Raw genomic sequence first — 22,189 nt, forward strand, 5'->3', positions numbered from 1 at the left:
TTACGGGACCACCGTGACGGGCCAACGGCCCGCCTTCACCAGCCGGATCGCCACCGAGCCGATGAACCGGTGCCCGGCCGACTCCGAGGCGCCCACGACCACGGCATCCGCCTTCAGCTCGTCCGCCGCGGTCACGAGTCCGTTGTACGGGTCGCCGCGGAAGGTGTGGAACTCCCAGCGCACATCCCATATGTCCTTCATCCGCCGTGTCGCCTCCCGGATCTCGCTCACCAGCCCCTCCGCGATCTCGCCCGTCGCATCGGCGACCGGTGCACCGAGCGAGGCTCCCGCGGGCAGCACGGGCTGGACATAGACGAGGGCGAGCATGGCGCCCTGGCGGCGGGCCAGCCCCGCAGCGTATGCCGAGGCACGCATGGAGGAATCGGACCCGTCGAGGCCTGCGACGATCACTTTCGGGCCGTCTGTGCCACGTTCGAACATATGAGGCTGCGGTTCTGTCACGGCAGTGAGGCTATCCGCTGCCCGGTCCGACCCCGGAGCGGGCAGCGGTACGGCCTCGTCCGAAGCTGCCGGATGGATCGCCGGAGATCCCTCCATTGGGTGCAAAACCCTCCGCGGCCGGTGTCGATGGCAAGGGCCGGGCCGCCGCCGTGCGAGCAGTTGGTCATGAAACATGATCAGAGGCTGCCGGGGCGCAGGACGCTGCTTCGACTGGCCGCCGGACTCGGTGCGGCCGCAGCCGTGCCCGTGATCGCCGCGGATCCGGCCGGAGAACCGGTCAGGGCGGCCGCACCGCCCACGGCCGGGGCAGCCGGACTGCCGTCGGCCCTCCGGGCGGGGCCCACCGCCTACCGGCTCCAGCCCATGACCGCGGGCACCCCGCCCCGCTTCCGGCCGGCGGCGCCGCCGGTCCGCACGAGACCCTTCGAGGAACTGCCCGGGATCGGGCATGCCATGGTGCTCACCTTCGACGACGGACCCGACCCGTTCTACACCCCGCACATCCTCGCGACCCTGCGCGAACACGATGTCCGCGCGATGTTCTTCCTCTGCGGAGAAATGGCCAACGACAACCAGGACCTGGTGCGGGCCATCGCCGACGACGGCCACACCATCGGAAACCACTCCTGGAACCACCCTCTGGTCACCAGACTCTCCCGGGCCGGTGTCCGCGCCGAACTCGAACCCACCAGCGAGGTCATCGAGAGGATCACCGGTGCCGCGCCGCTCTGGTACCGGGCACCGTACGGAGCGTGGAACCGCAACTCCTTCGAGATCGCTGCCGACATGGGCATGGAGCCGATGGCCTGGACCGTCGACACCTTGGACTGGACCGAACCCGGAGTCGGCACGATCGTCCGCCGGGTCCGGGAAGGGGCCGCTCCCGGCGTCGTCGTGCTGTCGCACGACGCCGGGGGCGACCGTTCGCAGAGCGTGGCCGCGCTGCGGCGGTACCTGCCCGAACTGCTCGACGACGGCTACCGGATCACGGTGCCGCAGCGCCGTTGAGCGGGTGGCGGCCGAGGGCAACGGTGCTGCCGTCAGGGCCGTCGTCGTCCGTGAAGCCGCCACCGCAGGCGACGACGCACAGGTCCGTCCTGCCGGTGTCGCCGTGTGCCGGGGCGTCCGGTGGGATGTCCGCACCGTTGCGGATCAGGGCCAGCCCGGTGAGCACCACCAGGGCGACGGCGCCCCACGGTGAGTGCCTGGTCCGTTCGACGCGCCAGCTGTCCCGGCCCATGATGCTCCCTTCGTCGCGACGATTGGAACGCTAGGCGCGGGACGGCCGGGCTGCGATCAGGGCGGGGCGAACGGGTGGCGCCCCGACGGCCCCGCCCGAAATGCGCTGGGCCGAACCTCTGGTGAGGGTTCGTCATGGGAGGCGTTCTCGTCGATCCGTCCCGGGGCGCGAAGGGCTCCGGGCGCTTCCCGCCGGAGGTTCGGACGATGCGTGCTGCACGTGCTCTCGTGGTCGCGGCGACCGCCGTCGCCGTCATCGGGCTCGCCGCCCCGGCGGCCAACAGGTTCTTCGTGCCGGACGGCCCGGGTGCGCCGGGCGGCCTGGGCGGCTCGGTGGCGGCCGTGCCCGCGGAGATGGACCTCGGCGCCGGTCCGGTCGTCACGGCGATCGTCGGCGGAGGTGTGTTCCTCGTACGCCGCCGGAAGAAGAACCGTGCGGGATCCTGACCGGGACGACACCGGCACAGGCCCGATACGTCCGTCGCCCCGGGTCCTGAGGGAGGACCCGGGGCGACTTCTCGTCCGGTCGGCACTGCCCCTGCTCTCAGTGCGAGCGGCTCTCCCCACGACGGCGTGCCACATGGACGGCGCCGGTTGCCACGACCACCGCCAACGCCGTTCCGGCGGCGATCTTCGTGGTGTTCATCGTGCCGATGCCGCCACCGAGCCCGCTCTGGACACCGGCCGGAGCCACCGTGGAACCCGTGGTGGGCGGCTTCGGGGCCGCGGCGATCGTGAGACCGGACTTCACCGGGGAGCCGGGCGACGTGTTGCAGATGAACGTCACTTCGTAGGAGGCGCCGGGTTTCGCGTCCCAGTCGACCGTGGCCGCGGCGGAGCGACCTCTGGGAATGGTGACGGTGTCGAAGACGCCCGAGCCGGCGGTTGCGGTGGTAGAGCACCCCCGGGCGGCCAGGACGACCTGGCTTCCCGGCGCGATCACCGACGGAGTGACGGTGAATCCGGTCGCGGAGGACGCGCCCCCCGACGTCGCGGCATACACGGGTGCGGCCGGAGCGGTCAGGGCGATGGCGGCGGCGCCGAGCAGGGCGACGGGTGCGACACGTATTACGCGCATGGGTGATTCCTCCGGGTCCCCGAGGAGCACTTGCGGAACGAGTTTCCACAAAGCGTCAGAAATGCACCTCGACGCGCCAAACGCTAGGAGTCGTGCATATTGCTCGCGATCGGAGTGCGCCGCTCGGGGCACCGGCTTCGCCCGAGCGGCGCACCGGCCGCCTTCTGACGGACCGAAAGGGCCTGTCCGGCGGATCGGGACCGGCCGGGCCCTATCCGCCCGCGGCGCGTGGGAACAGATCGAGGAACGGCGCCGCGGTGGCCGAGATCTCCCGCCCGAAGGGGGAGTCGAAGTCCCAGATCAGGAAGAGCAGAAAGGCGATCAGGACACTGAAGAGGCCGGCCAGCAGCAGTTCGCGGAAGGTTCTGCGGATCTGCAGCGTGAACATCAGCCCGACGGTCACCAGGGCTCCGATGATCAGGCCGAACCAGACCACGCCCGGCATGGTCGCACCGGCGCTCTGTCCGCGCGCGCTGCGTGCGTCGTCGGCCGCGGCCACCTCGTCGACCAGTGGCTGATATGCCTGCCCCTCGTGGTCGTTCCTCGGTCGGTACTGGGTGACGTCGGCACGCACCTGGCCCAGGAGGCGGGTCCCCTCGGCGGTGAGGGTGCCGTGCTCGCTCATCGCCCGCCACTCGTCGTGGACGACATGGTGGACATAGGCATCGACGTCGGCCCGGATGCGGGAGCGCACCTCGGTCGGGTAGACGGCGGAGCGGACGTGCACCTCGTGCAGGGCCTGGGCCTCCTGACGTACGTACTCCTGGGCGGCGCCGCGGCCCTCCCAGACGCCCGCGATGGCGAGGCCCAGCACGATCGCGTAGACCACGCCGATCATCATGGTCATGTACTCGATGACGTCAGGGGTCTCGGACGGGTCGTCGTCCTCCCCGATCCGGCGGTTGTTGAGCACGGCGATGGTCAGGACGACGGCGCTGGCCGCGACCATGGCGAGGGCGAGAACAAGCCATTCCGACATTGTGATCCTCCGGAGGTCAGCGGGAGCGGGGACGCAGTACGGCGACGGCGAACACCGCGGGCGCCGTGATCAGCAGGGTGAAGGTGACCACGGAGGTGCCGTGCCGCACGACCTTGCGCGGTGGCTTGCGGTAGGCGGGCAGCGCCACGGGCCGGGGCGCGGGGGGTGTGGGGCGTACGGAGGGCGAGGGGGTGGGCGTGGGTGTGGGAGCCGGCGCAGGGGGTGGTGGCACGGGCTCCGGCCGCGGCGGTGCTGGTGACGGCGGGGGCGGCGGAGGGGGAGGTGGCGGAGGAGGCGGTGGCGGTGGCGGTGGAGGAGGCGGTGGTGGCGGTCGTGGGGTGGGTGGTGGCGTCGGCTCGGGCAGCGGGCCCGCGTGGCAGTGACCGTCGCCCGACGTGGCGACCGATGAACTGCCGCCGTTCTCACCGATGGAGGCGTACGCGCAGCTGTCCGCGACCGCGGGCGCCGGGGCGCTCAGCAGCCAGAGAAGGGCGACGGCTGCCGTGAGCCGTCCTATGAGTGATCCGTACACGACCGGGAGCATGTTCCGGCCGGTCGCGGGACACGCGGCTGTGGCGCCGGATTCGCCTGATGGTGGGGACATGGGGCGGCGGGTGTTTGGCGCCGGTGGAGATCATGAGGTCCAGTTGAACCAGGTGGGGACGCGGTCCGTGCCGGAGGTCGGGGACGAGGCGAGCGCGCTTCGCAACAGGGACGCCTCGTACGGAAGTTGACGCGGCCTCCGGCCGAACCTCTTGCTCGTGACGGGTGGAAGGCGGCGGGCCGACGGCGCGGAGCCTGCTCGTGTCGCCGGGCTTTCGGCCCGCAGGGATTCGGAACTCGGAGACACCGCCGCGGAAGAGCACGGCATGACGGCCCATCGGTTCGAGAAGGCCGCCGCACGGCCGGCGAAGCAGGCCCGTGCGGGCGGCTGTCCCTTGGAGCGACCGTTCATTGCCTCATTGGTAAAGAATGCTGCCAATGGCGTCACGCCAAGGGATTTTCCACCCACAATCGGCCCCGCCCACTCAAGTGGCCGGACATCGGCCGCCGTCCGGTCCAGACCTTTTTCCGGGATGTGAAACCGGCCGCATCACCGGATACATCAACGGCCAAGGTGTGAGCGGTGCATGGCGCCCCGATATCACCCGACGTCCCACCGGGGCGGGTTCGACGTCCAATGTCACACGCAGCGACGGGCTGGTTGCACATGCCACTGGTGTGTGACCAATAACGGACGGCTAATTTCCGTTTCCGCTCGCTCTCTTGGCAGACGATCAGTAGCCTCTGGTCAACACTGACCATGAACATGGCCGGATCGCCGTGGCGACTTGTTGGAGACATTGATGGAGCGTCCCGCCTGGGCACCGCGAGGCATAGACATTTCGGTGCCGAGCGTGTCCCGCATGTACGACTTCTATCTGGGCGGATCGCACAATTTCGAGGTGGACCGGGAAGCGGCGCGCAAGGCCATGGAGTTCATGCCGGGGCTCCCCAAGATCATGCAGGCGAATCGCGCCTTTATGCGCAGAGCCGTGCGTTACGCGGTGAGCGAGGGCATCGATCAGTTTCTGGACATCGGCTCCGGAATACCGACCTTCGGTAATGTTCACGAAGTCGCCCAGGCGGCCGACCCCGGGGCCCGGGTGGCGTACGTCGATCACGACCCGGTCGCGGTCGCGCACAGCCAGGCCGTACTCGACGGAAACGACCGGGCGGTGATCGCCGCCGCGGATCTGCGCCGCCCGCAGGAGATCGTGAAGAGCCCGGAGGTCTCCGGACTGCTCGACCTGGACCGCCCGGTGGCCCTGCTGCTCGTCGCGGTGCTCCACTTCATCGAGGACTCCGACGACCCGCAGACCGCGGTCGCCGAACTGTGCGAAGCGCTCGCCCCCGGCGGCCTCATCGTCCTCACCCACGCCTCGTACGAGGGCATTCCGCTCACGCGTGAGGAGGCGGGCGGCACGGTCGAGGTCTACAAGAGCATCCGCAACCCCCTGGTGATGCGGTCCCGCGACGAGATCGCGAGCTTCTTCGAGGGGTACGAGATGGTCGAGCCCGGACTCGTGTCGATGCCGCACTGGCGCCCGGACAGCCCGGTGGTGGCGGAGCAGGAGGACCCATTCGCGTTCTCGGGCTTCGCGGGAGTGGGACGCAAGGCGTGAGTATTCCCGCCCAGTCGTCCGGCACACCGGACACGGAGCCCGACGGTCCCGAGGACCGGCTCCGGAGATTCGCCACGATCTGGAGCAGGGCCATCTTCCCCTCGACGGCCACCTCCTTGACGCGCGCGGAGTTCGAACAGCACCTGCTGCCGCTGGCCCGCGGGCTCAGCGACATCCTGCACGCCCGGCCCTTCGACGCGGCTCCCGCGAGCGAGGTGGGTGCCGCCCTGGTCGCCGCGCACTGCACGGACCCGGACGCGCTGAGCAGCACGCTCGGCGTCGTCGACTCGTATCTGGTGCTCTATTGCGGAAGCAACGGCGTGACCGCGTTGTCGACCGAGGACAGCAGGGCCCGTTGCGCCCGGATACAGCACGCCCTCGCGGGCGGCTTCACCCAGGCGCTGCGTGAACGCACCCTCACCGAGCAGGAGGCCATCGCGCGCTCGGCGCTCACCGCCCGCTCCGACGCCGAACGAGCCCTGCACACGACCGAGGCGCGGTTCCGCGCCGTGTTCAAGGACGCGGCCATCGGCATCGGCATCGCCGACCTGGACGGCAATGTGCTGGAGGTCAACGACACCCTCACCCGGATGTTCGGCGGGCTCGACCACCATGTGCGCAGCCACAAGGTCAACGAGTGGGTCCACCCCGAGGACTCGCCGCACGTGTGGAAGTACTACGACGAGCTGGTGCGTGGCGAACGTGAGCACTACCGGGTCGAGAAGCCGTACTACCGCAACGACGGCACCGTGCTGTGGACCAATCTGACGGTGTCGCTGCTGCGTGACGCCGAGGGCCGGCCGCAGTATCAGCTGGCGCTGATGGAGGACACCACCGAGCGCCGGCTGCTCAATCTGCGGCTGCGGTACGAGGCCACGCACGACGCGCTCACCGGCCTGCCCAACCGGACGCTGTTCTTCGAGCGTCTGGAGAAGGCGTTGTCCGCCGCCGACGGCAGCCGTTTCGGCCTGTGCTACCTCGACCTGGACGGCTTCAAGGCGATCAACGACAGCCTCGGCCACGCGTCGGGCGACCGGCTGCTGGTCGAGGTGGCCGACCGGCTGCAGAGCTGTGCGACCGCGCCCGGCGAGATGGTCGCGCGGCTCGGCGGCGACGAGTTCGTGGCCCTGACCACCGGCCCCGACACCGAGACGGAGGTCGACGAGCTGGCCTGCCGCATCCTCGGTGTGCTCGGCACCCCGATCCGCCTGGACGGCCGTGAGCTGACCGTACGCGGATCCATCGGGGTCGTCGAAGGCCCGGCCGGAAAGCGCAATGCCGCCGAGGTGCTGCGCAGCGCCGACATCACGATGTACCGGGCCAAGTCCGCGGGCGGCAACCGGTTCGAGCTCGCGGACGACGAGGCGGATGCCCGCGCCATCACGCGGCACGGGCTGACCACCGCGCTGCCCGCCGCCCTGGAGCGCGGTGAGTTCTTCATCGAGTACCAGCCGCTCGTGCACCTCGACGACGGCACGGTGCACGGTGCGGAGGCGCTGGTGCGCTGGTGCCACCCGCAGCACGGGGTGCTCGGCCCGGACAGGTTCATCCCGCTCGCCGAGCACACCGGGCTGATCGTGCCGCTGGGCCGCTGGGTGCTGGAGGAGTCCGTACGGCAGGCCAACTACTGGCAGGAGCGGCACACCGACGGCGGCCCGCTGCGGATCAACGTCAACCTCTCACCGACCCAGTTGCACCATCCCCGGCTGGTCGCCGAGACGGTCGACGTGCTGGAGCGGTCGGGGCTCGAACCCGGGGCGCTCTGCCTGGAGGTCACCGAGTCCGCGCTCATCGGCGCGGACGACGACCTGCTCAAGCCGCTGCGGCAACTGGCGGACATGGGAGTCGACATAGCGCTCGACGACTTCGGCACCGGGTACTCGAACCTGGCGAATCTGCGCCGGCTGCCGGTGAGCGTGCTCAAGCTGGACCGTTCCTTCACGATGGGCATGCAGCAGCATCCGGCGGACCCGGTCGACCTGAAGATCGTCGAGGGGATCGTCTCGCTGGCGCACAGCCTGGACCTCGCGGTCACGGTGGAGGGCGTGGAGACCGGGGCCCAGGCGGAGCAGTTGCGGAAGCTGGGCTGCGACACGGCTCAGGGCTGGTACTACGCCAGGCCGGGTGCACCGGACCGGATCCACTCGCTGCTGCTGGCCGACGCGGTGTGAGCGGGCGGGGTACGGGGCGCCCGAGGCCGTCCCGTACCCCGCCGCCGGACGGTCCGGCTCAGGCCCGTCCGGCGGCGAGCAGCACCTTCTGCAGCTCGCGTGCCGCACGCGGCGGAGCGACGTCGCTGCGGTGCGCGAGCGCGATCGTGCGCCGCAGGCCCGGCCGGGCCAGCGGTGTGGTCCGCAGGTCGTGGCCGGACCGGACGGCGACCATGCTGGGCACCACCGCGATCCCGAGCCCCGCCCGGACGAAGCCGAGCACGGCGTCCATCTCCCCGCCCTCCACCGTGAACGACGGCTCGAACCCCTCCGCCCGGCAGGCGGCGACCGTCAGCTCCCGCAGGTCGTAGCCGTGCCGGAACATCACCAGAGGCTCCCCCTGGAGGTCGGCGATCCGTACGCTCCCGCCCCGGCCGGGCCGCGGCGCCCCGGCCGACGACACCACGACCAGGTCCTCCTGGAGCAGCTCGACCGTCGTGAGCGCGGGGGACGCGGCGGGCAGCGGCAGCACCACCAGGGCGAGATCCAGTGCGCCGCGCGCCAGCTCCCGTACCAGGTCGAGCGAGCCGCCCTCCTCCAGCAGCAGCTGGATCCCCGGATGCCGGTCGTGGAAGGCGCGCAGCACCTCGGGGAGCAGGCCGGTGCAGAGGCTGGGCGTCGCGCCGAGCCGGACCCGGCCCCGGCGCAGCTGCGCCAGCTCCTGCACCTCGTGGCGTGCGGTGTCCGCGTCCGCGAGGATGCGGCGGGCCAGCGGCAGCAGGGCCTCGCCCGCGTCGGTGAGCGTGATGTTGCCGCGCGCCCGGCTGAACAGCTCCGCCCCCAGCTCGTTCTCCAGTGCTCTGATCTGCTGGGAGAGCGAGGGCTGCGAGACATGCACCTCCTCGGCGGCGCGGGTGAAGTGACGGGTCTCGGCCACGGTCACGAAATACGTCAGCTGTTGGAACTGCATGAGCCCTCACTCCCAGGTCGTGTCGTCCTGACTGGCAGGATAGCCTCAGCCTATGAACATGAGCCATACCATGTCTTGGACTGATGGGGTGGATCGGTCCTAACGTCGTGTCCATGGCATTGGCAACCCGGACGGACCGACGGCCGTCCATGACACGTACGCTCTGGGACTCGTCCCTGGGCAAGAAGACGGTCATGGCCGTGAGCGGCCTGATCATGCTCCTCTACTTGGTCGCCCATTTGATCGGCAACCTGAAGGTCTTCTTCGGGTCCGGCGAGTTCAACCATTACGCGCACTGGCTGCGGACCATGGGCGAGCCCTTCCTGCACTACGAATGGGCCCTGTGGATCGTCCGCGTCGTACTCGTCGCCGCCGTGGTGCTGCACGCCACCTCCGCGTACCAGCTGAGCCGCCGCGACATCCGGGCGCGTCCCGCCAAGTACGTGCACAGGAAGCCACGCGCCAGCTATGCCACCCGCACCATGCGCTGGGGCGGGATCATCCTCGCCCTGTTCATCGTCTGGCACATCCTCGACCTGACGACGGGCACCGTGCACTCCGGCGGATTCCAGGCCGGGCATCCGTACCAGAACGTCATCGACACCTTCTCCACCTGGTACGGCAACACGATCTACATCGTCGCCATGCTCGCCCTCGGGCTCCACGTCCAGCACGGCTTCTGGAGCGCCGCCCAGACCCTCGGCGCTGGAAGCGCGACGCGTGACCGCGTCCTCAAGACCATGGCCAACGCCCTCGCACTGGTGCTGACGCTGGGCTTCATCTCCATACCCGTCGCCGTCATGACCGGAGTCGTGAGCTGACATGACCGACTACCCGCACTACGAGACCGGCGCGCCCGTCGTCGACACCAAGGCCCCCGAGGGCCCCGTCGCCGAACGCTGGGACACCCGCCGCTTCCAGGCCAAGCTGGTCAACCCGGCCAACCGTCGCAAGCACACCGTCATCGTCGTCGGCACCGGCCTCGCCGGCGGCTCGGCCGGCGCCACCCTCGCCGAACAGGGCTACCACGTGGTCCAGTTCTGCTTCCAGGACTCGCCCCGCCGCGCCCACTCGGTCGCCGCCCAGGGCGGCATCAACGCCGCGAAGAACTACCGCAACGACGGCGACTCGATCCACCGGCTCTTCTACGACACCGTCAAGGGCGGCGACTTCCGCGCCCGTGAGTCCAATGTCCACCGGCTCGCCCAGATCTCCGTCGAGATCATCGACCAGTGCGTCGCCCAGGGCGTCCCCTTCGCCCGCGAGTACGGCGGCCTCCTCGACAACCGCTCCTTCGGCGGCGTCCAGGTCTCCCGCACGTTCTACGCCCGGGGCCAGACGGGACAGCAGCTCCTGCTCGGCGCCTACCAGGCGCTCTCCCGGCAGATCGCCGCGGGCAACGTCGAACTGCGCGCCCGCACCGAGATGCTCGACCTGATCATCGTCGACGGCAAGGCCCGCGGCATCGTCGCCCGCGACCTCGTCACCGGGAAGATCGACACCTACTTCGCCGACGCGGTCGTCCTGGCCAGCGGCGGCTACGGCAACGTCTTCTACCTGTCGACGAACGCCATGAACTCCAATGCCACCGCCGTCTGGCGCGCCCACCGGCGCGGCGCGTACTTCGCCAACCCCTGCTTCACGCAGATCCACCCCACCTGCATCCCGCGTACCGGCGACCATCAGTCCAAGCTCACGCTGATGAGCGAGTCGCTGCGCAATGACGGCCGGATCTGGGTCCCGAAGGCCGAGGGCGACACCCGTCCCGCAAACGAGATCCCCGAGGACGAGCGCGACTACTACCTGGAGCGCATCTACCCCGCCTTCGGCAACCTCGTCCCCCGGGACATCGCCTCCCGCGCCGCGAAGAACGTCTGCGACGAGGGCCGCGGCGTCGGCCCCGGCGGCCAGGGCGTCTACCTGGACTTCGCCGAGGCCATCCAGCGGATGGGCCGGGACAAGGTCGAGGAGAAGTACGGCAACCTCTTCGACATGTACGCGCGGATCACGGCGGAGGACCCGTACGAGACGCCGATGCGGATCTACCCGGCCGTGCACTACACGATGGGCGGACTCTGGGTCGACTACGACCTCCAGACCACCATTCCGGGCCTCTTCGCCATCGGCGAGGCCAACTTCTCCGACCACGGTGCCAACCGGCTCGGCGCGTCCGCGCTGATGCAGGGCCTCGCCGACGGCTACTTCGTCCTCCCGTCGACGATCAACGACTACCTGGCCCGCAATCCGCACCACGACGAGGTCGACGCCTCGCACCCCGCGGTCGAGGAGGTCGTCGCCGACACCGAGGACCGGCTGAACCTGCTGCTCTCCGTCGACGGCGACCGCACCCCCGACTCCTTCCACCGAGAGATCGGTGAACTGATGTGGGAGTACTGCGGCATGGCGCGCACCGAGGACGGGCTGCGCAAGGCGCTCGACCGGATCCCGCAGATCCGCGACGAGTTCTGGCACCGCATCAAGGTGCCGGGCACCGGCGACGAGTTCAACCAGTCGCTGGAGAAAGCCAACCGCATCGTCGACTACCTGGAGCTCGCCGAGCTCATGTGCCTCGACGCACTGCACCGCGCCGAGTCCTGCGGAGGCCACTTCCGCGAGGAGTCGCAGACCCCGGACGGCGAAGCCGCCCGCCGGGACGAGGAGTTCTCCTACGCCGCCGCCTGGGAGTTCTCCGGCACCGGCCGGGCCCCCGTTCTGCACAAGGAAGACCTCGTCTTCGAGTACGTCCACCCCACCCAGCGGAGCTACGCATGAAGCTCACCCTGCGCGTCTGGCGCCAGAAGAACGCCGACGCACCCGGCGCCATGTCCACCTACGAGGTGGACGGCATCTCGCAGGACATGTCGTTCCTGGAAATGCTCGACACCCTCAACGAGGAACTCATCCTCGCCGGCGACGACCCCGTCGCCTTCGACCACGACTGCCGCGAGGGAATCTGCGGCGCCTGCAGTCTCGTCATCAACGGCGACGCCCACGGTCCCGAGCGCACCACCACCTGCCAGCTCCACATGCGGTCCTTCGAGGACGGCGACACGATCGACGTCGAACCGTGGCGCGCCTCGGCCTTTCCGGTCGTCAAGGACCTGGTCGTGGACCGTTCGGCCTTCGACCGGATCATCCAGGCCGGCGGCTACATCTCCGCCCCGACCGGCACCGCCCCCGAGGCGCACGCCACCCCGGTACCCAAGCCGGACGCGGACTTCGCCTTCGAGCACGCCGAGTGCATCGGCTGCGGCGCCTGCGTGGCGGCCTGTCCCAACGGCTCGGCGATGCTCTTCACCTCGGCGAAGATCAACCACCTCAACGTCCTGCCGCAGGGCGCCCCGGAGCGCGAGACCCGGGTCCTCGACATGGTCGGCCAGATGGACAGCGAGGGCTTCGGCGGCTGCACCCTCACCGGCGAATGCGCCACCGCCTGCCCCAAGGGCATCCCGCTGCCGTCGATCTCGGCCATGAACAAGGAGTGGCTGCGGGCCACCCGCAAGGTGCGCCGCTGAGCGGAGTGCGAGTTCCTGGTCCCGGAGGCCGCCCACCCCCGGGACCAGGAAGCCTCATCCGCTCCGGCGGATCAGGACGTCACGGAGATGTCGTCGCCGTAGGCCGTGCCCTGCCCGTACCAGCCGTGCAGATAGACGGTCACCGTGCCGGTCGAACCGGTGGTGAACGTCACCGACTGCTTGGCGTAGCCGCTCGACGAACCCCAGACGCTCGCCGTCGCGTCGCCGCGCACCCCGAGGTATCCGTAGCTGCCCTGCACCCAACCGCTCAGCGCGTACTCGGTGTTGGGGGACAGGGTGAGGGTCTGCGCGCACTCGCCGGTCTGCGACGCGGTGGCCGCCGCGGCGAGCGCGTGCGAACCCCCGTGCACCGGCGTGGAGACGACCGCGCCACCGGACTCACAGGTCCAGGGACCGAGCGAGCCGGTCTCGAAGTCACCGTTCACCAGGGCTCCGGTGCCGCCGCCCGGCCCCGACACCGTCAGAGTGAGGACCGCCGCGTGGCTGAGCGTGCCCGAGGTGCCGGTCACACTGAGCTTGTACGTGCCCGGCGCCACGGACGCCGACGCGCCGACCGTCAGCTTCGACGTCCCGCCGGCGGTGACCGAGGTCGGGCTGAGCGTCGCCGTCACACCGGCGGGCGCCCCGCTCGTCGTCAGGGCGACGGTCTTCGCGCTGCCGGAGGTGACCGCGGTGTTCACCGTCGCCGTCGTGGAGCCGCCGGGGGCCACCGTCGCCGCAGCGGGCGCGACGGCCACCGAGTAGTCGTCCGTCACCGGACCGGTGCCGCCGCCCGTGAACGGGGCGAAGGTGTGGCTGAAGTACCAGGTGTCCTGCGCGATGCCGGAGCAGGTGTCGCTCCCGCCGGTGCCGGGGCAGCCGCCGTTGTCGCGCTGGAGCGCCCAGAACGACAGGGTGCTGACGCCCTTGGCGACCGCCCAGTTGTAGACCGAGGTGGCATCGGCCGTGGTGAACGTCTCGGCCGGACCGTAGTCGTCGATGCCCGGCATCTCGATGATGCCGGTCATGCCCCACAGCTGGGCGTCGGTCTTCGACGGGTGCAGGTCGGCCAGTCGGCCCTTGAGCCCCGTGATCGCCGTCTGGGTGTCCTGCGCCATGTTGTGCGAGGCGCCGTCGTAGTAGTCGAACGTCATGAGGTTCACGACATCGACCTCGGCGCCGTTGGACACCGCGTTCTCCAGCACCGCGAGACCACTGTCGGCCAGACCGCTCGTGGTGGTGGGCAGGGTGTACGAGATCTGCACCGAGCGCCCGTTGGCGGCCGCCCAGTCCTGGACCTTCTTGATCGCCTTGTTGCGGCGGTCGATACCGGCGCTGTTCTCCAGGGAGTTGTCCTCGATGTCCATGTCGAGGCGGGACACGCCGTACGTCGTGATGACCTTCTCGTACGCCGCCGCGATGGAGTCGACGCTCGTACAGCTGTCGGCGATCTCGGTGCCGCCGTTGTCGGCCGTGTAACCGCCGAACGACGGGATCACATCGCCGCCGCGCGAGCGGATGGTGGTGAAGTCGGCGCCGAACTCGGACTGGGCGATGGGCGTGCCCGAATCGCCGTTCCAGTAGGGGGTGCAGGAACCGCGGGCCTCCGTCTGGATGAAGGCCATGGTCAGGTACTTGGCGCCGGACGCCTGCGAGAGCGCGGCCGGGCTGTCGCCGTTCCAGGCCTCGAAGTACGGGGCGAAGACGTGCGCGGGCAGGGGAGTGGCGGCGGTCGCGGCGGCCTGTGCGCCGACGCCCGATCCGAGGATCAGGCCTGCGGACGCGACGGCGGTGGCGAAGGCGCTCAGGACGGCGCCGACTGTTCTTGGACGTCTCATGGGGCAGCTCCCAGCGGGGTGAGGCAACGGGCGGATCGCACGGCTCGGCCGCACCCGGTGAAGGGCGCGGCCCGTTCCTGTGATTCCCGGCCGGGGTCACGTACCGCACGGCAAGGAGCGGCCGTGAGGCAAGCCCATAATTGGTCTGGACCAGCTAACTGTCAACGTTCTTTACTGTTTCATTCCCCTTTGCTTGCCCGGGTGGGCAACTCGCGTGGCAAATGGGGGAGTTGACGAAGACTGGGCACTCAGTCGAGAGGGAGTGCGACTCGGAGGTACGGAGCCGTCCGGCTCTCCCGCGTCCGGGCCACGTCCCCGGGTGGACCTGCCGCCATGATCCGGCCGCCCCGGTCGCCGCCGCCGGGGCCGAGGTCGATCACCCAGTCGGCACCCGCCACCACCGCCATGTCGTGCTCCACGACCACCACCGTGCTGCCCGTGTCGACGAGGCCGTGCAACTGCCGCATCAGTACATCGACATCGGCGGGGTGCAGCCCCGTCGTCGGCTCGTCCAGCAGATACAGGGTGTGGCCCCGACGGGTGCGCTGGAGCTCGGTGGCGAGCTTGATCCGCTGGGCCTCACCGCCCGACAGCTCCGTCGCGGGCTGCCCGAGCCGCAGATAGCCGAGCCCGACATCGAGCAGGGTCCGCAGACTGCGCTCGGCGGCCGGCGTGCCCGCGAAGAACCCGGCCGCCGACTCCACCGTCAGGTCCAGCACCTGGGCGATGTCCAGGCCGCGCAGGGTGACCTCCAGAGTCTGCGGGTTGTACCGAGCGCCATGGCAGTCCGGGCAGGGCGCGTACGTACTGGGCAGGAAGAGCAGCTCCACGGAGACGAACCCCTCGCCCTGGCAGGTCTCGCACCGCCCGCCCGCCACGTTGAAGGAGAACCGTCCGGCCTTGTAGCCGCACTCCCGGGCCGTGTCCGTATCGGCGAACAGCTTCCGTACGACATCGAAGAGACCGGTGTACGTGGCCAGATTGGACCGGGGGGTACGGCCGATCGGCCGCTGGTCGACCTGTACGAGCCGGTCCACCACCTCCAGCCCCTGTGCCGACACGCACCACGGCGCGGGGCGCTCCGAGGGCGGGCCGTCCGCGGCGGCGGAGGCCTGCCGGTCGGCCAGCACACCGGCCAGGACCTGGCCGACCAGTGTCGACTTCCCCGACCCCGAGACCCCGGTGACGGCCGTGAACACCCCGAGCGGGAACGCGGCGTCCACGCCCCGCACATTGTGCCGGTCGACCCCGTTCAGCCTCAGCCACCCCGATGGCGTACGCGCCTCCCGGACCGGCGCGGGCCCGACGTCGAAGAGGAACCGTCGGGTGGCCGACTCCATCACCTCCGCGAGCCCGGCCGGGGGGCCGCTGTGCAGCACCCGGCCCCCGTGCTCACCGGCCAGCGGCCCCACATCGACCAGCCAGTCGGCCCGGCGCACCACATCCATCTGGTGCTCCACGACGAAGACCGAGTTCCCGGCCTCCTTCAGCCGCCCCAGCACCCCCAGCAGCGACTCGGTGTCCGCCGGATGAAGACCGGCCGACGGCTCGTCGAGCACATAGACGACACCGAACAGGCCCGAGCGCAACTGGGTGGCGAGACGCAGCCGTTGCAGCTCGCCCGAGGACAGCGTCGGGGCCGTGCGGTCGAGGCTGAGATAGCCGAGGCCGAGCTCGGTGACCGTCTCGATCCGGGCCAGCAGATCCGCCGTCAGCACCCGCGCCGTGTCGCTGCCGCCCGCCGTGCGCAGCAGCTCGGCGAGAGAGGTGAGCGGCAGCGCGGCCAGCTCCGCGATCGTGCGGCCGGCGAAGGTGACGGCCAGCGCCTCCGGACGCAGCCGGCTGCCGTGGCAGGCCGGACACGGGGCACTGGTCAGGAACCGCTCGGCCTTCGCCCGCAGGGTGCGGCTCCTGGAGTCCGCGAAGGTGTGCATCACATAGCGGCGGGCGCTCATGTACGTGCCCTGGTAGGGGCGTTGGATGCGCCCCGCCTCCCGCACCGGATGGACCGTCACCACCGGCTGCTCGTCGGTGAACAGGATCCACTCGCGCTCCTCGGCGCCCAGTTCGCGCCAGGGCCGGTCGATGTCGTGGCCCAGGGCGTCCAGCACATCGCGCAGGTTCTTGCCCTGCCACGCTCCCGGCCAGGCGGCGATCGCGCCGTCCCGGACCGACAGCGAGGGGTCGGGGACCAGCAGCTGCTCGGTGGTGCGGTGGACGAGACCGAGCCCGTGGCACTCCGGGCAGGCCCCGGCGGCGGTGTTCGGCGAGAAGGAGTCGGAGTCCAGCCGTTCGGCACCGGTCGGATACTCCCCGGCCCGGGAGAACAGCATCCGCAGGAAGTTGGAGAGCGTGGTGACCGTCCCGACGGACGAACGGGCACCGGGCGCCGAGCGGCGCTGCTCCAGGGAGACGGCGGGCGGCAGTCCGGTGACCTCGCCCACCGCGGGCGCGCCGACCTGATGGATCAGCCGGCGGGCGTACGGGGCGACGGACTCGAAGTAACGGCGCTGGGCCTCGGCGTAGATCGTCCCGAACGCGAGGGAGGACTTCCCGGAACCGGAGACACCGGTGAAGACGGTGAGGGTGTCGCGCGGGATGTCGACCGAGACGTCCTGGAGATTGTGCTCGCGGGCGCCGCGCACCCGGACGTACGGATCGTGGGGGGTGGACATGTGCGCGGGGACTCCGTACGGATCGGGGCAGGGCCGACGGCCAGGGGACAAACACTCCGATTCTAGGCATGGGGCGGAGGTCGCCGTCCGGGCCCGGAACGACCGGAGGCCGGCCCTGCCGGGCCGGCCTCGCGGATCAGTTCGGGCAGGGGCCTATCGGGAGGGCCGCAGGGCGCGCTTGATGGGCCTTCCCACGACGCTGCGGGCGCGCTGGTACGTCGAGCGCTGGACGGGCAGCGCGGAGTTCTTCTGGAGCTTCCGCTTGAGCTGGGTGTTCTCGGCGGTGAGTTCGGCCAGCTGGGACTGGAGCCAGTTCAGCCGCGGTGCCATCGTGGCGGCGTCGGTGCCGACCCAGGGGCGGACGCCCGGAGGGAAGGCCAGCCCGCTCATCCGGCTCTCGAAGGCCGTGCCGCCGTCGCCGTGGGTGAAGGTGTTCTCCAGGCCGTTCTTGTCGAGGAAGTTCAGGAACCGGTCGAATCGCTCCTGGTGACCGCGCATCAGCGGCCCGAAGTCCGCCGAGGCGTAGAGATCGGCGGGGTCGAGGTCGGCCGGGACCTTGTTGAGCATCCGGTGCGGGATGTCGAAGTAGCGGCACAGCTCCAGCGTCCGGGAGTCGCCGCAGAGCACGGTGGCCGGCGTTCCGGCCAGCAGCGCCGCGATGTTGCCGTGGATCCGGGAACCGAAGGAGAAATCGAAGCCCCGGAGGTCCTCCATCCAGGTGACCGGGTCGATGTAGACCCGGACCTTGCCCTCCCCGTACATGGGGTGGTCGGGATGGGTGGGGATGCCGGTCACCGCGGCGTTCTGATGCGACAGGTCGCGCCAGTGCAGCTGACGGGCTTCGGAGAGGTTCTGGCCGATGAACCGGAGGTGGGGGTAGCGCGCGTGGGTGCGGTCGATGATCTGCCCGAGCTTGTGCTTGCGCACCGCGTCGTGCGATCCGTTGACGGCGATGCGCGACTCGGGCCCGAGCGCCCGGCCGTCCTCCCGGATGACGAGCCTGCTGCCGTGGAGGAACATCGAGGGGCAGCCGATGACGTCCACGTCGCGGAAGCCCATGTCCCGCAGGTAGCGCTCGGTGAACTCCCCGCGCACGCCGATCGAGGCGCTGTGGTCGAGCACGGCGGAGACGAACTCGTAGACCGTGGACTGCATCGGCTTCAGCCGGTCCGCGGAGTAGTTGACACCGGTCTGGGCTCCGACGCCGGGGACGACGACCGGGATCTTCAGCTTCGAGATGAGCTGGGTGAGCCGCTTCAGCTGCGGTTCGAAGGACGGCCGGAAGGCGTTGGCGAGCGGGATGACGAAGACGTCGTACTCGCTGTTGATGCGGTCCGCGTCGGCGACCCTGGTGGTGATGCCGTTCGACACCACCTCGGCACGTGGCGTCTCAAGGATCTTGTGAGCGGCATCGCTGAAGATCAGGTTGCCCGAGTTGGTGGCGAACACGTCCTCGTGGAGAGCGCGCTCGACAGGGACGACGTCGTAGGGGCTCTTCCCTGAACGCAGGAGTATTCGCTTTACATGATTAACGTTGGATGCCACAAACCTGAATATAGCTTTACGAACGCTTTTGATTCCATGCGCATCCTGTACAACCTTTTAAGATCTTCGCGGAACGTGAGCGAAAGATCACTCATCCGCGCGCGAGCAGGCGCGCACGTGAGGTGCAACGGGTGCCGGGTGCAGCCCTCATGGGCTCCTCGTAGGCCCTCTTGAACGCCGGACGGCCCCGCCCGTACGCTGCGTCGGGCGCGTGGGCGCGCCTACCGGGGAGGTGGAAGCGCCGTCATGGCCGACGCACTGTCCGAGGACGACATCCTCGAAGCGATCGCCCGGCACACCGGTCGCCCGGGGCAGGGGCCGCAGTTGCGGCGGACCGGCACGGACATCGCCCGGCTTCCGATGCTCGACCTGCGCATCGTCCGTTGCGTGGAGACCCGCAGCACGCGGCCGGAGACCAGGCCCGGCAGGTACGACATATCGGGGCGGCCGACGTACGAGGGGGAGCTGCGCGACCATCCGGTCGAGCCACCGAAGGACCCGGCCCGCTCGCGGAAGGTGGAGCTCGTGCTCCACGGCTCGGTGCGGACGGTCGCCTGTGGCTGCGACGAAGGACGGCAGCCGTGCTCGCGCTGCCGGGCCAAGGGGAAACTGCCGTGCGACACCGGCCCGTTGTGTCCGACCTGCAAGGGCGTGGAGCCGTGCACCTGGTGCGACGGGACAGGGGAACGCCGCAAGGACCGCGGGCCGGCCGGGCCGGCCCGGGAGAAACAGCCTCCCGGGCGGACCACCTGTCTGAAGTGCCGCAAGCCCCGCACCGCTTGTCCGCAGTGCCGGGGCCGGGGCACCGAGAAGTGCCGGCAGTGCGACGACACGGGCTTCAGGGACTGCCCGGTCTGCGCGGGCGAGAGGTCGACGAAGCACACCCCGTGCGACGGCACGGGCCTGGTCACCCGGTGGACGGGCGGATCGGTCGGACACACCCCGCAGCGGAGCGCGGCGAAACTGCCGGATCCCTCGCCGCCGCTGCGGGTCCGCCAGCAGACCGGACGCACCGGCGCGTGGCAACGCATCACGCTGACCTCGGCCGGCGAACCGCTCCCCGACGCCCTGGACCCGGCCCACGTCGAGGCGGTCGAATCGGCACTCGCGCCCCGGCCGGGCGAGGTGGCCAGACGCGTCGACATCGGGTGGCTGCAACTGGTGTCGGTCGCGATCCCGGACGACCCCGACCACGTCTTCTACGTGTTCCCCGGAGCGGACGGTCCCGAGGTTCTCCCGATCTGGTCGCGGCGCCGGTCCCTGCGGGTCGCCGCGGTGGTGGCCGGGGTGGTCGTACTGGTGCTGCTGGTGGCCGCGCTGGTCTGATTTGCTGGGGGTGTGAGAAGCGACCACCGGCCCCTGGCCGTATTCGACCTGGACGGCACGCTCGCGGACAGCGGCCATCGGCAGCACTACTTGGAGGGGCGCCGACGCGACTGGAACGGCTTCTTCTCCGCGGCCGTCGACGACCCGCCGCTTCCCGAAGGGGTGCGGCTGGCGCTGAGCAGCGCCGAGCGGTGCGAGGTCAGGTATCTCACCGGACGGCCCGAGCGGTGCCGCCGGGACACCGTGGCATGGCTGGCGGAACACGGCCTGCCCGAAGGGCGGGTGTACATGCGCCGTGACGACGACCGCAGGCCGGCCCGGCACACCAAGCTGGAGATCCTGAAGCGACTGGGCCGGGAGCGTGAGGTCCGGATGCTGGTCGACGACGACGAACTCGTCTGTGACGCGGCGGAGCAGGCGGGCTTCGCCGTGGTGCGGGCCCGCTGGGCGAAGGAGTCGGCCGCGCTCAAGGACGCGCAGGAGCGCGAGGGCCGTACCTGAACCGGGCGCGGTGCGACCGGGCGGACGCGGCCCGGTCCGGTCGCGCCGGACCGGCGGGATCAGCTCGTCTCGTCGAGCCGGAAGCCCACTTTCAGGCCCACCTGGTAGTGCTCGACCCGGCCGTCCCTGATTTCGCCGCGCACCTGCGTGATCTCGAACCAATCGAGATTGTGCAACGTTTCCGAAGCTCTTGCGACGCCTCTGCGGATGGCGTCGTCGACGCCCTCGTGGGACGTTCCCACGATTTCGGTGACCCGGTAGGTGTGGTTTGACATCTTATGTCTCCTCTCGTCCCTACCACGGTGCCCCACCCGGCTCGAGTCCGCGAGAGGTCGACGTGCAGAGTGTTCCGTGAACGGGCCTTGACCAATTCATTGGTCCATACCAAAATCCAGCCACGCCCGTGCGAGCACCGCCCGCAGTCCCCCACACCGGGTCCCTGAATTCAGTCGTGCCGTTTCGCAGAAGGTGAACCTGGTGAAGAACCGCATACTCGTCGGAGCCGTCGCGCTCGTTTCCACCTTTGTGCTGGGGGGATGCGGACTCGGCTCGGGCTCGGAGGCGTCCGGCAGCAAGAAGGTCACGGTCTGGCTGATGAAGGACAGCGTCTCCGCCGATTTCCTGAAGCGGTTCACAAAGGCTTATCAGGACGAACATCCTTCCATCGAGCTCGAGTTCAAGTTCCAGAGCTGGAGCGGAATCGGCCCGAAGGTCATCGGCGCCCTCAAGGGCAAGGACACCCCGGATGTCATCGAGGTCGGAAACACTCAGGTCGCTCAGTACGCGGAGAGCGGTGGCCTGCGCGATCTCACCCTGGAGTCCGTGCGCGATCTCGGTAGCGAGGAGTGGCTGCCGGGTCTCGCCGAGCCGGGCAGCATCGACGGCATGCAGTACGGCATTCCCTGGTACGCGGCCAATCGAGTGGTGATCTACAACAAGGAGCTCTTCGCGCAGGCAGGCATAAAGAACCCGCCGAAGACCCGGGACGAATGGGTCACCGACAGCCAACTCCTGAACCGGAACGGCAATCAGGGCATCTACCTCGCGGGCCAGAACTGGTATGTCCTCGCCGGATTCATCTGGGACGAGGGCGGCGAACTCGCCGAGGAGAAGGGTGGCGAGTGGGAAGGCACCCTGGACAGCCCCGCCGCGCTCAGGGGCATGAACTTCTACAAGGAACTCCAGGTGCTCGGCGACGGTCCCAAGGACGCGGACGAGGAAAAGCCCCCGCAGGCCGATGTGTTCGCCGAGGGGAATGTCGCGCAGATCATTTCGGTGCCCGGTACCGTCGCGCAGATCGAGAAGCAGAATCCCGAACTCAAGGGAAAGCTGGGCTACTTCCCGATCCCGGGCAAGACCGCGAAGGCGCCCGGCGCCGTCTTCACCGGCGGATCCGACCTGATCGTTCCGGACAAGGCCGACCAGCGTGCCGAGGGCATCGAAGTGATCAAGGCGCTGGCGGGCCGGAAGTGGCAGGAGGAGCTCGCCAGAACCATGAGCTACGTGCCCAACAAGCCCGGTCTCGCGAGCGTCGTCGTGGGTCAGGAAGGCGCCGCGGCGATGGCCCGTGGCGCTACGAAGGGCCGAGCGACCCCCAATTCGCCGCAGTGGGCGGACGTCGAGGCCGACAACCCGATCAAGCCGTACATGACGGCGGTGCTCGAAGGCGGCGACCCGCAGCGGGAGGCGAAGACCGCCTCGGAGAAGATCACCTCCAAGCTCGCCGGGAGCTGACCCGCGCGGTCC

The 22,189-nt window shown here is 69.9% G+C and carries 19 protein-coding genes and 1 pseudogene; 10 read left to right on the forward strand and 10 right to left on the reverse strand.

From position 1 onward, the window contains the following. Entirely contained in the window at nt 1-462 is a 462-nt protein-coding gene (locus OG611_RS36425) for a universal stress protein (protein ID WP_266430195.1), read from the reverse strand. A gap of 165 nt (nt 463-627) precedes the next feature. On the opposite strand from OG611_RS36425, the gene OG611_RS36430 reads away from it, so the two are divergent. Continuing rightward, nucleotides 628-1,470 (forward strand): polysaccharide deacetylase family protein, encoded by an 843-nt coding sequence (locus tag OG611_RS36430; protein WP_266430197.1) that lies wholly within the window; start codon nt 628-630, stop codon nt 1,468-1,470. A gap of 127 nt (nt 1,471-1,597) precedes the next feature. Here OG611_RS36430 and OG611_RS36435 read toward each other — a convergent pair. Then, nucleotides 1,598-1,702 (reverse strand): annotated as a pseudogene (locus OG611_RS36435) (class F sortase); the annotation flags it as partial. A gap of 206 nt (nt 1,703-1,908) precedes the next feature. Between OG611_RS36435 and OG611_RS36440 the strand changes: the two are divergent. After that, nucleotides 1,909-2,148: a hypothetical protein gene (locus tag OG611_RS36440; protein ID WP_266430200.1), complete on the forward strand. Its 240-nt coding sequence runs from the start codon at nt 1,909-1,911 to the stop codon at nt 2,146-2,148. Between the two features lie 97 nt (nt 2,149-2,245). Here the strand turns inward: OG611_RS36440 and OG611_RS36445 are convergent, their stop codons facing one another. The 3 genes from OG611_RS36445 to OG611_RS36455 all read right to left on the reverse strand — a co-directional run bounded on the left by OG611_RS36445 (nt 2,246) and on the right by OG611_RS36455 (nt 3,990). After that, on the reverse strand, nt 2,246-2,779 hold the full coding sequence (locus OG611_RS36445) for a hypothetical protein (protein WP_266430203.1): 534 nt from the start codon (nt 2,777-2,779) through the stop codon (nt 2,246-2,248). Nucleotides 2,780-2,990: 211 nt separating this feature from the next. After that, nucleotides 2,991-3,758: a DUF4239 domain-containing protein gene (locus OG611_RS36450; protein ID WP_266430205.1), complete on the reverse strand. Its 768-nt coding sequence runs from the start codon at nt 3,756-3,758 to the stop codon at nt 2,991-2,993. Between the two features lie 16 nt (nt 3,759-3,774). Further along, nucleotides 3,775-3,990 carry a hypothetical protein gene (locus OG611_RS36455; protein WP_266430208.1) on the reverse strand — a complete coding sequence of 72 codons (216 nt, stop codon included), beginning with the start codon at nt 3,988-3,990 and terminating at the stop codon, nt 3,775-3,777. Between the two features lie 1,114 nt (nt 3,991-5,104). On the opposite strand from OG611_RS36455, the gene OG611_RS36460 reads away from it, so the two are divergent. Further along, entirely contained in the window at nt 5,105-5,923 is an 819-nt protein-coding gene (locus OG611_RS36460; protein WP_266430211.1) for an SAM-dependent methyltransferase, read from the forward strand. Beyond that, a complete protein-coding gene (locus tag OG611_RS36465) occupies nt 5,920-8,094 on the forward strand; it encodes a bifunctional diguanylate cyclase/phosphodiesterase (protein WP_266430214.1) in 2,175 nt (724 codons plus the stop codon). The genes OG611_RS36460 and OG611_RS36465 overlap by 4 nt, the downstream gene beginning before the upstream one ends. A gap of 58 nt (nt 8,095-8,152) precedes the next feature. Here OG611_RS36465 and OG611_RS36470 read toward each other — a convergent pair whose 3' ends face one another. After that, entirely contained in the window at nt 8,153-9,043 is an 891-nt protein-coding gene (locus tag OG611_RS36470) for a LysR family transcriptional regulator (RefSeq protein WP_266430217.1), read from the reverse strand. Nucleotides 9,044-9,156: 113 nt separating this feature from the next. On the opposite strand from OG611_RS36470, the gene OG611_RS36475 reads away from it, so the two are divergent. The 3 genes from OG611_RS36475 to OG611_RS36485 are packed head-to-tail and all read left to right on the forward strand — an operon-like array spanning nt 9,157 to nt 12,558. Further along, the gene (locus OG611_RS36475) at nt 9,157-9,864 is read left to right on the forward strand and encodes a succinate dehydrogenase (protein WP_266430220.1); all 708 of its coding nucleotides are present in this window, start codon (nt 9,157-9,159) and stop codon (nt 9,862-9,864) included. A gap of 1 nt (nt 9,865) precedes the next feature. Next, on the forward strand, nt 9,866-11,815 hold the full coding sequence (locus OG611_RS36480; RefSeq protein WP_266430223.1) for a fumarate reductase/succinate dehydrogenase flavoprotein subunit: 1,950 nt from the start codon (nt 9,866-9,868) through the stop codon (nt 11,813-11,815). Further along, complete coding sequence (locus OG611_RS36485; RefSeq protein ID WP_148837493.1) at nt 11,812-12,558, forward strand: succinate dehydrogenase/fumarate reductase iron-sulfur subunit; 747 nt, start codon at nt 11,812-11,814, stop codon at nt 12,556-12,558. Before OG611_RS36480 ends, OG611_RS36485 begins: the two co-directional genes overlap by 4 nt. Nucleotides 12,559-12,629: 71 nt before the next feature. Here the strand turns inward: OG611_RS36485 and OG611_RS36490 are convergent, their stop codons facing one another. The 3 genes from OG611_RS36490 to OG611_RS36500 all read right to left on the reverse strand — a co-directional run bounded on the left by OG611_RS36490 (nt 12,630) and on the right by OG611_RS36500 (nt 18,616). Beyond that, complete coding sequence (locus OG611_RS36490; protein WP_266430229.1) at nt 12,630-14,396, reverse strand: glycosyl hydrolase family 18 protein; 1,767 nt, start codon at nt 14,394-14,396, stop codon at nt 12,630-12,632. A 248-nt stretch (nt 14,397-14,644) separates the two neighbouring features. Next, nucleotides 14,645-17,071 carry an excinuclease ABC subunit UvrA gene (locus tag OG611_RS36495; protein ID WP_266430232.1) on the reverse strand — a complete coding sequence of 809 codons (2,427 nt, stop codon included), beginning with the start codon at nt 17,069-17,071 and terminating at the stop codon, nt 14,645-14,647. Nucleotides 17,072-17,224: 153 nt separating this feature from the next. Beyond that, nucleotides 17,225-18,616 (reverse strand): polysaccharide pyruvyl transferase family protein, encoded by a 1,392-nt coding sequence (locus OG611_RS36500; protein ID WP_266430235.1) that lies wholly within the window; start codon nt 18,614-18,616, stop codon nt 17,225-17,227. A gap of 246 nt (nt 18,617-18,862) precedes the next feature. Here OG611_RS36500 and OG611_RS36505 point away from each other — a divergent pair, with 246 nt between their 5' ends. Together OG611_RS36505 and OG611_RS36510 are read left to right on the forward strand one after the other, a co-directional pair. Next, entirely contained in the window at nt 18,863-19,942 is a 1,080-nt protein-coding gene (locus OG611_RS36505) for a hypothetical protein (protein WP_266430238.1), read from the forward strand. A gap of 12 nt (nt 19,943-19,954) precedes the next feature. After that, nucleotides 19,955-20,443, forward strand: coding sequence for a hypothetical protein (locus OG611_RS36510; protein WP_266430241.1), 489 nt, complete (start codon nt 19,955-19,957; stop codon nt 20,441-20,443). A gap of 59 nt (nt 20,444-20,502) precedes the next feature. Here the strand turns inward: OG611_RS36510 and OG611_RS36515 are convergent, their stop codons facing one another. Then, nucleotides 20,503-20,718: a dodecin gene (locus OG611_RS36515; RefSeq protein WP_266430243.1), complete on the reverse strand. Its 216-nt coding sequence runs from the start codon at nt 20,716-20,718 to the stop codon at nt 20,503-20,505. Nucleotides 20,719-20,920: 202 nt separating this feature from the next. Between OG611_RS36515 and OG611_RS36520 the strand changes: the two genes are divergently transcribed. After that, nucleotides 20,921-22,177, forward strand: a complete 1,257-nt coding sequence (locus OG611_RS36520) for an extracellular solute-binding protein (protein WP_266430246.1) — start codon at nt 20,921-20,923, stop codon at nt 22,175-22,177. Nucleotides 22,178-22,189: the final 12 nt, after the last annotated feature.

Origin of the sequence: Streptomyces sp. NBC_01363 (assembly GCF_026340595.1) — a bacterium.
Lineage (GTDB): Bacteria > Actinomycetota > Actinomycetes > Streptomycetales > Streptomycetaceae > Streptomyces.